Source organism: Aurantiacibacter suaedae, assembly GCF_005434915.1.
GTDB classification, from domain to species: Bacteria; Pseudomonadota; Alphaproteobacteria; order Sphingomonadales; family Sphingomonadaceae; genus Alteraurantiacibacter; species Alteraurantiacibacter suaedae.
The window spans coordinates 291,755-305,389 of record NZ_SKCG01000002.1 but is presented as its reverse complement, the minus strand read 5'-3'; the positions used below and the strand labels follow the sequence as shown (position 1 = coordinate 305,389).

Here is a 13,635-nt window from a genome sequence, read left to right as displayed (position 1 = left end):
TCATCCCATCTCCGTTTCGCGGGTGGTCACAAATTCGATCTTCTTGTCGTAGGGCGCGCCCACGATCATGCGCTGGACGTAGACGCCCGGCAGGTGAATCTGGTCGGGATCAAGCTCGCCTGCCGGCACCACTTCTTCCACCTCGACCACGCAGACCTTGCCGCAGGTGGCGGCGGGCACATTGAAGTTGCGCGCGGTCTTGCGGAACACCACGTTGCCCGTTTCGTCGGCCTTCCACGCCTTCACGATCGCAAGGTCGGCGAAGATGCCCAGTTCGAGGATATAGTCCTCCAACTCGCCCTCGCGATTGGCGAACTGCTTCACCTCCTTGCCCTCGGCCACCAGGGTCCCGACGCCGGTCTTGGTGTAGAAGCCGGGAATGCCCGCACCGGCGGCGCGCATCCGCTCTGCCAGTGTGCCTTGCGGGCAGAATTCTACCTCCAGCTCGCCCGAGAGGTACTGGCGCTCGAACTCCTTGTTCTCGCCCACATAGGACGAGATCATTTTCTTCACCTGCTGCGTGCGCAGCAACATGCCGATGCCCTCGTTGTCGATCCCGGCATTGTTCGAGGCGAAGGTGAGACCCTTCACGCCCGAGGCCTGGATCGCCTTGAGCAGACGCTCTGGAATGCCGCAGAGGCCGAACCCGCCCGAGGCGATCAGCATGTCGTCTTGCAGCAGGCCGGAAAGCGCGGCCTCGGCGGAGGGGTAGAGTTTGTTCACAGGTGGCTCCCGAAGGGTAGGTTTCCATCTTGGGCGATTGGGTATGCGTCATAGGCATTTCGATGCCGTGCTGCAGCATAAAATCGGTCCGCGACGCCCGATTGCCTCCAATCGGCCCGGCGCGCCTTGCCGAAGAGGCCAAATCTTGAGCCGAGAATTGCTTGTGTTGACCTATGTTGCGTGTCGCGCAACTATCCTTGCGCTTTTCGCACTTGCGAAATGGAGTGATCGGTTGCAAATACGAACTGCCTTTCAGGCATCCTCTCCCAAGACTTTCCAAGCCCGGCTGGCAACAGCCGGGCTTTTTTTCTGCCTGTCTCGCGGCAGACGCGTGCCCACGTGTTTGCAATGGGCCGCAGGGCTTCCTAGCTTTCTGACATCAGTAGCGAACGGGAAGGTTTTTCACAGCATGGCAGATGGTGACACGCTCGACACCGCAGCGGGGACGGCACGTTTGCAGGTCGCAGCTGCGCGGCAGGACGAGTCGGGCCGTGGGGTTGCGCGGATGCCGCGCGCGGCCTTCCAGGCGCTCGGCATAACCGAGGGCGATCCGGTCGAGATCGAAGGCAAACGCACCACCGCCGCCATCGCCATGGCCGCCTATCCCGAAGACGAAAGCCTGCAGGTGATCCGGCTCGATGGCCTCCAGCGCGGCAATGCCGAGACCGCCTCGGGCGAACATGTCGAGGTGCGCCGTGCGCAACCGCGCGCGGCCACCCGTGTAGTCTTCGCGCCTGCGCAGAAGCAGATGCGCCTGCAAGGACCGACCGAGGCATTGAAGCGCGTGTTTGCAGGCAAGCCGCTGACGGCGGGAGACCTTGTGGCGACCCATGGTCAGCAGCCGGTCGAGAACGTACCGCCCGAAGTGCGGCGCCTGTTCAACACGCCCGCCTATGCGCTGACGGAGATCCGCCTGCAGGTGGTCTCCACCAGCCCCAAGGGCATCGTCGCCATCGATGACCAGACCGAGATCGAGCTGCGCGCCGAGTTCGAGGAGCCCAAGCGCGGGCGTGGCACGGTCAACTATGACGACGTCGGCGGCATGGAAGATACCATCAAGCAGCTGCGCGAGATGGTCGAACTGCCGCTGCGCTATCCCGAGCTGTTCACCCGGCTGGGCGTCGATCCGCCGCGCGGCGTGCTGCTGCATGGCCCGCCCGGCACCGGCAAGACCCGGCTCGCGCAGGCTGTCGCGAACGAAAGCGATGCCGAGTTCTTCGCCATCAACGGCCCCGAAATCATGGGTTCGGCCTATGGCGAGAGCGAGGCGCGCCTGCGCGAAGTGTTCGAGGAGGCCGAGCGCAGCCAGCCCGCCATCGTCTTCATCGACGAGATCGATTCGATCGCGCCCAAGCGCCAGAACGTGCAGGGCGAGACCGAAAAGCGGCTCGTGGCCCAGTTGCTCACCTTGATGGATGGCTTGCAGAGCCGCACCAACCTGGTGGTGATCGCCGCCACCAACCGCCCCGATGCGGTGGACGAGGCGCTGCGCCGCCCCGGCCGGTTCGACCGCGAGATCGTGATCGGCGTGCCCGACGAGGGCGGTCGGCGCGAGATCCTCGGCATTCACACCCGCGGGATGCCGCTGGGTGAGGGCGTCGATCTCAAGGAATTGGCGCGTTCGACGCACGGTTTCGTGGGGGCCGATCTTGCCGCGCTCACCCGCGAGGCGGCAATCGAGGCGGTGCGGAGGCTGATGCCGAAGCTAGATCTCGACGCGCGCGAAATTCCGCCATCGGTGCTGGAGGAACTGTGCGTCGAAAAGGGCGACTTCCGCGAGGCTTTGAAGCGCGTCCAGCCTAGCGCCATGCGCGAGGTGATGGTGCAGGCGCCCAAGGTCGGCTGGTCCGATCTAGGCGGGCTTGATGAAGCCATCGAATCGCTCAAGGAAGGCGTCGAGCTGCCTTTGCGCAACCCGCAGGCGTTCGAGCGGCTGGGTATTCGCCCCGCCAAGGGCTTTCTGCTTTATGGCCCGCCCGGCACCGGCAAGACGCTGCTCGCCAAGGCCGTGGCCAAGGAGGCCGAGGCAAACTTCATCTCGATGAAGTCGAGCGACCTGCTCTCTAAGTGGTATGGCGAGAGCGAGCAGCAGATCGCCAAGATGTTCGCCCGCGCGCGGGCGGTGGCGCCGTGCGTCATCTTCATCGACGAGATCGATTCGCTGGTTCCGGCGCGCGGCTCAGGTGCGGGTGAGCCGCAGGTGACGGCGCGGGTGGTCAACACGATCCTCGCCGAGATGGACGGGATGGAGGAATTGTCGTCCATCGTGGTGATCGGTGCGACCAACCGGCCGACGCTGGTCGATCCGGCGCTGCTGCGTCCGGGCCGCTTCGACGAGCTGGTCTATGTCGGCGCGCCCGACGAGGCTGGCCGCGAGCATATCCTCAAGATCCACACCGCCAACATGCCGCTTGCGGATGATGTCGATCTCGCCGCGCTGGCGGGGGAGACGGAGCGCTACACCGGTGCCGATCTTGAGGACGTGGTGCGCCGCGCGGGCCTTGCCGCCATTCGCCGGTCGAGCCCCGCGCCCGACACGGTGAGCGCGGCGGACTTCGCCGAAGCCCTCAAGGCCTCGCGCCCCACGGTGACCCCGCAGATGGACGCCGAATATGCGAAGATGAAGGGCGAGCTGAAAAGAAAAGCGCTGGAAGTGCGTCCGATCGGCTTCATCACCGATGGCATGGTGGAAAGCACGCGCGATTCGAAGCACTAAACTCGGGATGTTCGGGCCGACTGCTAGGCGGTCGGTCCACCATCCATTTGCGCCAGCGCCTCAGCCGAAGGCGCGCCTAGCGGCTCGCCATCCGCGCCCACCGAAATAACCCGCGAGCGCACCAGCGCCTCGGGCATTTGCGCTGCGAGCCACTGGATCAGCGCCTCGCGAATGTCGCAGCGCAGATCATATAGTGTGGGCGAATCCTTAGCCGTCATCAGCAGGCGGACCTCGATGGCGTCGCGCGTCAGGTCGGTGATCTGCATATGCCTCACGCGCCCGTCCCAGCGTGTGTTGCTCTCCACCAGTTCGAGAAACTTGGTGCGGATTGGGTCGAGTTTGGTCGCCGGATCCACATAGAGATAGACCGTCCCCAGCAGCTGCGCGGTGGTCTTGGTCCAGTTCTGGAAAATCTCGTCGAGGAACTTGCTTGTGGGCACCACCAGCCGCCGCTCGTCCCACACTTTCACCACCACGTAGGTGGTGCGGATATCCTCGATCCAGCCCCATTCGTCGCCGACGATTACCGCATCGCCCAGCCGGATCGGCTCGGTCAGCGCCATCTGCACCCCCGCGATCAGCGACTTCAGCGCCGGTTGCGCCGCCGCGCCCACCGCCAGCGCGGCGAGGCCCGCCGAGGCCATCAGCGTCACCCCGATATCGCGCACGCCGGGTATCGAGAGCAGCATCAGGCCCACGGTGATGAAGATCACCACGAAGGTGCCAATGCGCGAAAGGATGCGCAGCCGCGTCTGCTTCTGGCGCGCGCGCAGATTGTCCTCGGCATCCAGATCGAGGTGCATCTCGGCCGACTTCACCAGTGCGCGCAAGATCGCCAGCGCCATCCAGCCGATCAGCGCGGGCATCACAAAGCCAGCGATTTTCTCCCACGCAGACTCCAGCAAAGGCGTCTCGCGCGCAGCCAGCACAAGGCCGAGCGCGGCCATCGACCAGCGCGACGGGCTGCGCAGCGAGCTTACGATTGCCCCGTCAGACAGGCTCTTGCTCGAACGCGTGATGCGGGTGAGCAGGCCGAAGATCAGCCAGTGTACGATCAGCGCGACGGCAATGCCGACGGCCCCGTAAATCAGGGCCTCGCCAATCTGTGGCCAGCTTGCGGAGAACCTGTCGGCTAGCGGTTGCATCACGCCAAGCTAAGCATGTTGCGCTGCAACATCAACCCGGTGGCTAGTGCGCCGCGTCCCAGCTTGCCCCGTGGCCGATCTCGACCCCTAGAGGCACACTGATGCTTACCGAAGGCGAAGCGGCGCCCTCCATCACTGCGCGGATGACCTTGCTTGCCGCTTCCACGTCGCCTTCGGGCAGTTCGAACACCAGTTCGTCATGCACCTGCAACAGCATTCGCACTTGCGGAAGGCCTGCATCGGCCAAAGCAGGCAGCATCCGCGCCATGGCGCGCTTGATGATATCGGCGCACGTGCCCTGAATCGGCGCGTTGATCGCGGCGCGTTCGGACCCTTGCCGTTCGGCCTGGTTCTTCGAATTGATGCGCGGGAACCACGTCTTGCGGCCGAACAGCGTTTCCGAATAACCCTTCTCGCGCACCCTTTCGAGCGTCTCGGCGATATAGCGCTGGATGCCGGGGAAGCGCTGGAAATAGCGGTCGATCATATCCTGCGCTTCGTCGGGCTCGACCTTGAGGCGGCCCGCCAGCCCCCAGCGCGAGATGCCGTAGAGGATCGCGAAGTTGATTGTCTTGGCGGCGGCGCGGGTATCGCGGGTTACCTCGCCGTACATCTCCTGCGCGGTGCGGGCGTGGATGTCCTCGCCCTCGGCGAAGGCCTCTTTCAACGCGGGCACGTCGGCCATGTGCGCGGCGAGGCGCAGCTCGATCTGCGAATAGTCCGCCGCCAGCAGAACGTTGCCTTCTTCGGGGACGAATGCCTTGCGGATCTCGCGCCCTATCTCCGTTCGGATCGGGATGTTTTGCAGGTTAGGATCGGTGCTGGAAAGCCGCCCGGTCTGCGCTCCGACAAGGCTGTAGCTGGTGTGGACGCGGCCGGTGTTCGGCTTGATCGCGGCCTGCAAGGCGTCGGTGTAAGTGGACTTGAGCTTCGAGAGCTGCCGCCACTCAAGCACCTTGTCAGCGATCTCCGCGCCTTCGCCCGAGAGCTTTTCGAGAATGGCCTGGTCGGTCGAATATTGCCCGCTCTTGCCCTTGCGCCCGCCCTTGTAGCCCAGCTTGTCGAACAGGATATCGCCCAGCTGCTTGGGGCTGCCGATGGTGAATTCCTGGCCTGCGAGTTCGTGAACCTCGCCCTCGATCCGCGCGATTTCGGTGGCAAAGCGTTCGGACAGCTTGGCCAGCGCCGCACGGTCGACCTTGATGCCTTCGCGCTCCATCCCGGCGATCACAGCGATCAGCGGACGGTCCACCCGCTGATAAATCCGGGTCGCGCCTTCGCCGGGCAGGCGGTGGCGCATGATCTGGTGGAGCCGCCAGGTTACATCGGCATCCTCGGCGGCATATTCGGTCGCCTTGTCGAGCGGCACCTCGCCGAAGGGGATTGCCTTCTTGCCCGTGCCGCAGACGTCCTTGAACTTCATCGTTGTGTGGCCGAGGTGGCGTTCGGCCAGCTCATCCATTCCGTGGCCGCCGCCGATCCCGTCTTCAGAGCGGCCTGCATCCATTGCGAAGCTCATCACCATGGTGTCGTCGATCGGGGCGACCGTGATGCCGTGGCGCGCGAGCACGGTGAGGTCGTACTTGATGTTCTGCCCGACCTTGAGGACGGCATCGCTTTCAAGCAGCGGTTTCAGCGCGGCCAGCGCCTCGTGAATCGCAACCTGCTCGGGCTTTTCATCGAACATGTCGCTGCCGCCATGGGTGAACGGGATATAGCACGCATCGTTCGCCCCGAGCGCGAGGCTGATGCCGACCAACTCGGCCTGCACCGAATCCAGCGCCGAGGTCTCAGTGTCCAAGGCCACTTCGCGCGCGGCGAAGGCGCGGGCGATCCAGTGTTCGAGCCGCTCCATCGTCTGCACGCATTCGTAGGCCGAGCGATCGACCGCGGGCCATTCGGGCAAGTCCTGCGCATCGCCACGGGTCGAAGCGGCCTCGCCGTTGTGATCGGCCTTGGCGGGGTTGAGGTTGGTGGGCCTGCCGGGGCTCCCCGTGCCCGCGCCGAGCCGCTTGAGCAGCGAGTTGAAGCCATGCAGCGAGAGGAATTCGGCCAGCGGATCGGCCGGAATGCCGCCCAGCTTCATATCCTCGAGCGGCACCGGCAGCGCGCAGTCGCTCTTCAGTTCCACCAGCTCGCGGCTGAGCATGGCCATCTCGCGCCCTTCGAGCAGCCGCTCCTTGAGCTTCGACTTCTTCATCTCGGGTGCCGCATCGAGCGCAGCGGCGAGCGAGCCGTTTTCGGCGATCAGCTTGCTCGCGGTCTTGGGGCCGATGCCGTAGATGCCGGGTACGTTATCCACGCTGTCGCCCATCAGCGCGAGCACATCGCCGACCAGCTGAGGCGCGACACCGAATTTTTCTTCCACCTCGGGAATATAGATCCGCGCGTCCTTCATGGTATCGAGCATGTCGATGCGCGCGCCGTTCTCCTCGCCCACCAGCTGCATCAGATCCTTGTCCGACGAAACAATGGTCACATCCCAGCCTTCGCGTTGCGCGGCGCGGGCATAAGAGGCGATGAGATCGTCGGCCTCATACCCTTCCTCCTCGATGCAGGGCAACGAGAAGGCGCGGGTGGCATCGCGGATCAGCGGGAACTGCGGCTTGAGATCTTCGGGCGGGGGCGGGCGGTTGGCCTTGTACTGGTCGTAAAGCTCGTTGCGGAACGAGTGGCTCGACTTGTCGAGGATCACCGCCATGTGCGTCGGACCCACTGCCTTGTCGAGATCGTCGGCCAGCTTCCACAGCATGGTGGTATAGCCATAGACCGCGCCCACTGGCGTTCCCTCGGGGTTGGTGAGCGGCGGCAACCGGTGATAGGCGCGGAAGATATAGGCCGAACCGTCGACCAGATAGAGATGTTGTTTGTCGGCCATGGCGCGGTAGCTAGCACGCGGTTTGTGGCCGGTCAGCCGCAAAGAATCGTCATCCGGCGATTGGCCGAAATCCGCCATTTTTGCCACATTCCGGCCATGATTGGGGCTCGGTTCGCCGCATTCTTGCCTTATTCTTCTTGCGTGGACCAGATTGTGGCCTTATTTGGGCAACCAGAGCGAGCGCTTTGCCGCTCTGGCCCGGCATCTGCCTGGCCATGATTTCTCTGTTTTTGGGGATTTATTATTATGCGCAAGATCATCCTCGCCGCCGCCGCTGCTGGCGCTGCCCTGACCCTTTCGGCTTGCTCGGAAGGCGCCGAAGAACCCGTCGACAGCTCGATGGCTGACGCCGAAGCCAATGCCGACGCCGGCATGGAAATGATCGATTCGGCTGCCGACTCGGGCATGGAAATGGTTGATTCGGCTGCTGATAGCGCCATGGAAATGGTCGATTCGACCGCTGAAACCGTGGACAGCGCTGCCGAGTAATTCCTTACTCAGCGTGTTACGCGAAGAGGCGCGACCTGCGGGTCGCGCCTCTTTTCGTTTGTGCGCTTTATATATGGCCGGGCAACCGCCCGGAATGCGGATCAGTTGGTGTTCGCGGCGCTGCCGTAGGTGGCGTTGGCGAAATGGCGACCGCCGGTGGCCGAATAGCCATCGTAGATCGCCCGCGCGATTGACGCGATGCGCTGTTCGCGGTTGCCGCGCGAGCCTTGCCCGGTGACATAGATCGCCACCACGTAGGAGCGGCCATCTGGCGCGGTGATGATGCCGATATCGCTTGAGGTGTTGTGAAGCGATCCGGTCTTGTGGGCCACGCTCACATCATTCGGCATCTGGCCGCGAATACGGCGCACGCCCGTGCGGCAGCGGGCCATGGCATCGAGGATTACTTCGCGGCTTTCCGCCGATAGCCACCGGCCCTGATAAAGCCCGGTGAGCAACTGCACCATGGTTTCAGGCGTGGCGCTGTCGCGTGTGTCGATATGCCGGGCCGGGTCGAACTCGCCATCGTCGCGCACTAGGGTGGCGATATCGCGGGTCAGCTCGAAATCTTGCAATCCGGCGCGGTGAACCCAGTCGTTCACCGCATCCGGCCCGCCGACAGCCGCAAGCAGCGCATCGGTTGCCGGGTTGGAGCTGCGCGTGAGCATCAGATCGATCAGTTGGTGGGCCGAAAGATATTCGCCTTTGCGCACCGGTGCGGCGGCGGTGGAGAACGGCGTCGAACGCACCGACCACAGCAGCGGAAACTCGCTGGTCAGGCTCCATTTGCCCTGCTCGACACCTTCCATATAGGCCGCGGCGATGGCGATCTTGCTGGTGCTGGCCATGGGAAAACGCTGGTCGCCAAGGATGGAAATCTCGCGCCCCGTCGAAAGGTCCAACGCGGCAACGCCGATCCGGCCCTGGCTGCCATCGGCAAGCTGGGCGATCTGGCGGGCGAGCGGATCGGAATAGTCGGGGTTGAACTCGCGCGGTTCGCGGATTTCGGTGCCAAAAGCACTATCGAACGCATTCTCGAAATCGTTGGCCTGCACCGCCGAAAGCGGCGCCACGGCAAGCGAGGCAATGGCTGCGAGGCGTGTAATCAGGTTTTTGGTCATATAAGCAGTTTCCACGGAACGCCTTGTTGTTACCTTAACAAGGTGGGCCGCAAATCCCACGGTACGACGAATCGAGCCTAAATTTCGTTGGAGTGACGGAACTGGCGCAACCGGAGCCGACAAACTGCTGTCTATCGGCCCCGTGCAAATCATTATGAATCAAGCACGGGCAATAGCCTGGCCCACGGCTTCAAGGTTTTCGTTCGCAATAGCCTTGTCGATCTCGCCGATGAGGCAGGCTTGCAGTTCCTTATGATAGTGCTTGCGCATTTCGCCGAGCGATTTGGGATCGGCAATTACGATTAGCTCGCCGAGTTTGCCGTCGATCGCTTGCCCATTAAGATATTCTGTCACTGCCGCAGCATGGGCTAGTTCCTCAAGATCGCTGCTGCCGCTGCGCCGACCGGCATCGTCCTGGTCGCGGACGCCGGCACTGTAGTTCGTGGTTTCGAGGCTCGGGGTAGCGACTACGCTCAGCTTCGGCTCGAACGGCTGTCCATCGTTGCGCGCGAGCACGAACCGCTCGCCATCGACGAGGGCGACATGGGCTTTGTGCGGACACTTCATAATCTCGGTCTCTCCTTCGGACTGCTTTGCCGTTATCAACGGTCGGCAGGCCGAAGGGGTCCGAGATTTTCCGCTTATTGGCTGCGGCCAGGGCTCTATTCGGGCTTGCGCATCCGCCAGGCAAACTGGTCGGTGTTGCCGCGGATCGCGTCGTCGAAGACGTTGGCCTCGTGCGGATCGCCGGGTTGGGCGTAGAGATCGCTTTCCTCTTCCAGCACGAAGCCAGCATCGGTCAGCGCCTTGAGCGCGAGTTCAGGGTCCATCCGGTGTAGATTTTCCGCCGCATCTGTGCCGCCACCATCTTTTGCCACATGATCGACCACTACCAGCGTGCCGCCGGGCTTGAGCGAATCGTAAAGGTTGGCAATCGCCTTTTGCGCCGTGCCGTCGGGCATTTCGGGAATGAACAGGTCATGCAGGTTCATCACCGTGATGATCGTGTCGAGCGGTTCGGGCCAGCCCGGCTCGGCAATGGGGCCGCGCAGGGGGAAGACACGCACCGGTTCGCCCTGATCGTTGGTATAGGGCGCAATCGCGGCGTCCTGTTCCTCGGCATATTCGGGACGGAATTCGATGAACTCGGCCGGCTGGAACGCATAGACCTTGCCGTCTGCGCCAACGGCGGTGGAAAGCAAGCGCGTCACATAGCCGCCGCCCATGATGTAATCGCCCACGACCTCGCCCTTGCCGATCTGCGCGAAGGCAAGCAGCTCGGCAGGTTTGCGCTTGGCGTCGTACTGCTGATCGTCGCTGCGCGAGATGTCGGTGACGGCCTGCATATACTGGCGCGCCGGGTCTTGCGTAGGCTCGGGTGTTGGCTCCTCGCTGCCGCAGGAGGCCAGAGCCGTGGCGGCAAGCGCCGCGAACATGAGTTTGCGCATTTCGTTTCCCCTCTCGTTGTCGTTGGCGCGAAGGCTAGTACGAAACAGACAAAGCGCAAGCTCAGCGGCGACGGCTGGCAAGGGCGTATAACGCGGTGCCGGCCGCCAGCACCCCGAGTGTGGGCAGAGCGGAGGACAGCGGCACCTGCGCGAGCAGCCACAGGTTGAACACCAGCGCAAACACCACCAGTGCGGCCCAAACGATAAGCATCGCACCTTGGGGCCGACCCTCGCCCATGTGCCACAGCATCGGCAGCGCCAGCACGGTGAGGAGGATCACCAGCGTTTCCAGCGCGACCATATAGGTGGCAAGCGTGGCAAAGGTTCCGCTCAGCGCCAGTGCGAGGACGATCACGCCATAGGCGATGATGGCTGGGGCCGGCGTGTCGAAGCGCGGCGAAATGCGCGCCAGCAGCGCTGGCAGCAGGCCGCGCGAGGCCATGCCGTAGATCAGGCGCGGCATCGAGACGAAGTAGCTAAGCTGGTTGGTGCCGGTGGAGAAGATCGCCGCCACGCTGATCAGCGCCACGCCGAGCGGGCCGAACACTGCCTCTCCCGCCGAGGCGAGCGGTCGGTCGGCATTCACCTGCTGTGGGTCTATGGCGATATAGGCCCACTGAACGAAGGCATAGAGCAGCGCGATCGCTGCCAGATTGACGAAGATCGAGCGATAGACGGTGCGCCGCGCATCGCGCACCTCGCCCGCCACCATGGCGGAAAGCGCGCCGCCGGAATAGGCATAGGCGAGCAGCAGCGCGATCGATTCAACTTCGCCGAATTCGGGCAGGGCGAAGGTGCTGGGCACGCCGTTGGTGAGCAGCCCGGCCCCACAGATAAGCACAATCGGCCCGAGCTTGAGCAGCGTGCCGAGCCCCAGCGCGCGGATCGAGCTGCGCGTGCCCACGGCGGCAAGGCCGGTAAACAGAGCGATCAGAGCCGCGATGGTGGCAAGCCGGATGGCGGGGTTGTCGAACAGCGGGAACAGCGCGGCGAGATAGCTTACCAGCACGTGAAAGTTGGCGGCACGGGCGGCCAGGTTCTGGCCAAGCAGGAACCAGCCCGCCTGAAACCCCGCGAATGGCCCGAAAGCGTGCTCGACATAAAGCTGGGGCCCGCCCGATTCCTCGTGCATCGTGCTTAGCCGGGCGTAGACCAGCGAGGGCCCGGCCACGAGCAGCGCATAGGCCAGCACCACCAACGGCGCATAGCCGCCCGCCCCGGCATAGAGCAGCGCGGGCAGGGCGAAGATGCCCGAGCCAACCACGCCGTTGAGGTTGATCAGCACCGCGCCCGAGAGGCCGATGGCGCGGTGCGGTTGGTTTAGCGTGGAGCCCCCTGTCATCGCGCGAAGCTATCGCAAGGCGGGCGGGGGGCCAAGCAAAAGGGCCCGGCGGATCGCTCCGCCGGGCCCCTTCGTGTGTGTTGGTCAGATGGGGGAGGCTTAGAAGCCCATGCCGCCCATGCCGCCCATTCCACCCATGCCGCCCATGTCGGGCATGCCGCCACCGGCGGGCTTTTCCTCGGGCACTTCCGAGATCGCCGCTTCGGTGGTGATCAGCAGGCCGGCAACCGAAGCTGCATCCTGCAGCGCGGTGCGCACGACCTTGGTCGGGTCGACCACACCGGCAGCCACGAGGTTCTCGTAGGTGTCGGTAGCAGCGTTGAAGCCCTGGCTCTCGTCGCCCTCGCGCAGGAGGTTGCCCGAAACCACGGCGCCGTCATGACCGGCGTTGGCAGCGATCTGACGCACCGGCGCGAGGATCGCCTGACGGACGATTTCCACACCGCGGGTCTGGTCGTTGTTGTCGCCCGTAAGGCCTTCGAGCGCCTTGGTGGCATAGAGCAGCGCGGTACCGCCGCCGGGCACGATGCCCTCTTCGACAGCAGCGCGGGTGGCGTGCAGCGCATCGTCCACACGGTCCTTGCGCTCCTTCACTTCGACTTCCGAAGCGCCGCCAACCTTGATCACGGCAACGCCGCCAGCCAGCTTTGCCAGGCGTTCCTGCAGCTTCTCGCGGTCGTAGTCCGAGGTCGTGGTCTCGATCTGGGCGCGGATCTGCTCGACGCGGGCCTTGATCGCATCGGCTTCACCGGCACCGTCGACGATGGTGGTGTTGTCCTTGTCGATGGTGACCGACTTGGCCTGACCGAGCATCGAGAGGCCGACGTTCTCGAGCTTGATGCCGAGATCTTCGGAGATCATCTCGCCCTGGGTGAGGATCGCGATGTCCTGCAGCATGGCCTTGCGGCGATCGCCGAAGCCCGGAGCCTTCACGGCAGCAACCTTGAGGCCGCCGCGCAGCTTGTTGACCACGAGGGTCGCCAGCGCTTCGCCTTCGATGTCCTCGGCGATGATCAGCAGCGGGCGGCTGGACTGAACGGTCGCTTCGAGCACCGGCAGCATCGCCTGCAGGTTCGAGAGCTTCTTCTCGTGGATGAGGATGTACGGGTTTTCGAGTTCGACCGTCATCTTCTCGGGGTTGGTGACGAAGTAGGGCGAGAGGTAGCCGCGGTCGAACTGCATGCCTTCGACGACATCGAGCTCGAATTCGAGGCCCTTGGCCTCTTCCACGGTGATCACGCCTTCCTTGCCGACCTTTTCCATGGCTTCGGCGATCTTCTCGCCGACTTCCTTGTCGCCATTGGCCGAGATGATGCCGACCTGCGAGATTTCCGAAGAGCCGGAAACGTCCTTCGAGCGGGCCTGGAGGTCAGCGACGACCTTCGAAACGGCCAGATCGATGCCGCGCTTCAGGTCCATCGGGTTCATGCCGGCGGCAACGGCAGTCATGCCTTCGCGCACGATAGCCTGGGCCAGAACGGTGGCGGTGGTGGTGCCGTCGCCGGCCTTGTCGTTCGCCTTCGAGGCCACTTCGCGCAGCATCTGCGCGCCCATGTTCTCGTACTTGTCCTTAAGCTCGATTTCCTTGGCGACGCTCACGCCGTCCTTGGTGATGCGCGGGGCACCGAAGCTCTTGTCGATCACGACGTTGCGGCCCTTGGGGCCGAGCGTGACCTTCACGGCATTGGCGAGCGTGTCCACGCCCTTGAGGATGCGTTCGCGCGCGTCGCGACCGAACTTGACGTCCTTGGCAGCCATTATCGTTTCTCCTGG

The 13,635-nt window shown here is 63.9% G+C and carries 10 protein-coding genes; 2 read left to right on the top strand and 8 right to left on the bottom strand.

Annotation, left to right across the window (positions count from 1 at the left end):
* Positions 1–723, bottom strand: coding sequence for a CoA transferase subunit A (locus tag E0473_RS07715; protein ID WP_137680299.1), 723 nt, complete (start codon positions 721–723; stop codon positions 1–3).
* Positions 724–1,132: 409 nt separating this feature from the next.
* On the opposite strand from E0473_RS07715, the gene E0473_RS07710 reads away from it, so the two are divergent.
* Positions 1,133–3,439: a CDC48 family AAA ATPase gene (locus E0473_RS07710; protein WP_137680298.1), complete on the top strand. Its 2,307-nt coding sequence runs from the start codon at positions 1,133–1,135 to the stop codon at positions 3,437–3,439.
* A gap of 23 nt (positions 3,440–3,462) precedes the next feature.
* Here the strand turns inward: E0473_RS07710 and E0473_RS07705 are convergent, their stop codons facing one another.
* Both E0473_RS07705 and polA read right to left on the bottom strand, forming a co-directional pair.
* Positions 3,463–4,584 carry a mechanosensitive ion channel family protein gene (locus E0473_RS07705; RefSeq protein WP_137680297.1) on the bottom strand — a complete coding sequence of 374 codons (1,122 nt, stop codon included), beginning with the start codon at positions 4,582–4,584 and terminating at the stop codon, positions 3,463–3,465.
* 43 nt (positions 4,585–4,627) lie between these two features.
* Positions 4,628–7,462, bottom strand: coding sequence for a DNA polymerase I (gene polA / locus E0473_RS07700; protein ID WP_137680296.1), 2,835 nt, complete (start codon positions 7,460–7,462; stop codon positions 4,628–4,630).
* A gap of 246 nt (positions 7,463–7,708) precedes the next feature.
* On the opposite strand from polA, the gene E0473_RS07695 reads away from it, so the two are divergent.
* Positions 7,709–7,951: a hypothetical protein gene (locus tag E0473_RS07695; protein ID WP_137680295.1), complete on the top strand. Its 243-nt coding sequence runs from the start codon at positions 7,709–7,711 to the stop codon at positions 7,949–7,951.
* Between the two features lie 101 nt (positions 7,952–8,052).
* Here the strand turns inward: E0473_RS07695 and bla are convergent, their stop codons facing one another.
* The 5 genes from bla to groL form a co-directional block, all read right to left on the bottom strand.
* Entirely contained in the window at positions 8,053–9,072 is a 1,020-nt protein-coding gene (bla, locus tag E0473_RS07690; protein WP_137680294.1) for a class A beta-lactamase, read from the bottom strand.
* 159 nt (positions 9,073–9,231) lie between these two features.
* Positions 9,232–9,639, bottom strand: coding sequence for a baeRF12 domain-containing protein (locus E0473_RS07685; protein ID WP_137680293.1), 408 nt, complete (start codon positions 9,637–9,639; stop codon positions 9,232–9,234).
* A 95-nt stretch (positions 9,640–9,734) separates the two neighbouring features.
* Positions 9,735–10,520 (bottom strand): class I SAM-dependent methyltransferase, encoded by a 786-nt coding sequence (locus tag E0473_RS07680; protein WP_137680292.1) that lies wholly within the window; start codon positions 10,518–10,520, stop codon positions 9,735–9,737.
* A gap of 61 nt (positions 10,521–10,581) precedes the next feature.
* On the bottom strand, positions 10,582–11,862 hold the full coding sequence (locus E0473_RS07675) for an APC family permease (protein ID WP_137680291.1): 1,281 nt from the start codon (positions 11,860–11,862) through the stop codon (positions 10,582–10,584).
* 99 nt (positions 11,863–11,961) lie between these two features.
* A complete protein-coding gene (groL, locus tag E0473_RS07670; protein ID WP_137680290.1) occupies positions 11,962–13,620 on the bottom strand; it encodes a chaperonin GroEL in 1,659 nt (552 codons plus the stop codon).
* Positions 13,621–13,635 lie beyond the last annotated feature (15 nt).

What these genes read in the sequence shown, in the direction of transcription:
- E0473_RS07710 (WP_137680298.1), top strand. Translation starts at nt 1,133, where the DNA reads ATGGCAGATGGTGACACGCTCGACACCGCAGCGGGGACGGCACGTTTG.
- E0473_RS07705 (WP_137680297.1), bottom strand. Translation starts at nt 4,584, where the DNA reads ATGCAACCGCTAGCCGACAGGTTCTCCGCAAGCTGGCCACAGATTGGC.
- polA (WP_137680296.1), bottom strand. Translation starts at nt 7,462, where the DNA reads ATGGCCGACAAACAACATCTCTATCTGGTCGACGGTTCGGCCTATATC.
- E0473_RS07695 (WP_137680295.1), top strand. Translation starts at nt 7,709, where the DNA reads ATGCGCAAGATCATCCTCGCCGCCGCCGCTGCTGGCGCTGCCCTGACC.
- bla (WP_137680294.1), bottom strand. Translation starts at nt 9,072, where the DNA reads ATGACCAAAAACCTGATTACACGCCTCGCAGCCATTGCCTCGCTTGCC.
- E0473_RS07685 (WP_137680293.1), bottom strand. Translation starts at nt 9,639, where the DNA reads ATGAAGTGTCCGCACAAAGCCCATGTCGCCCTCGTCGATGGCGAGCGG.
- E0473_RS07680 (WP_137680292.1), bottom strand. Translation starts at nt 10,520, where the DNA reads ATGCGCAAACTCATGTTCGCGGCGCTTGCCGCCACGGCTCTGGCCTCC.
- E0473_RS07675 (WP_137680291.1), bottom strand. Translation starts at nt 11,862, where the DNA reads ATGACAGGGGGCTCCACGCTAAACCAACCGCACCGCGCCATCGGCCTC.
- groL (WP_137680290.1), bottom strand. Translation starts at nt 13,620, where the DNA reads ATGGCTGCCAAGGACGTCAAGTTCGGTCGCGACGCGCGCGAACGCATC.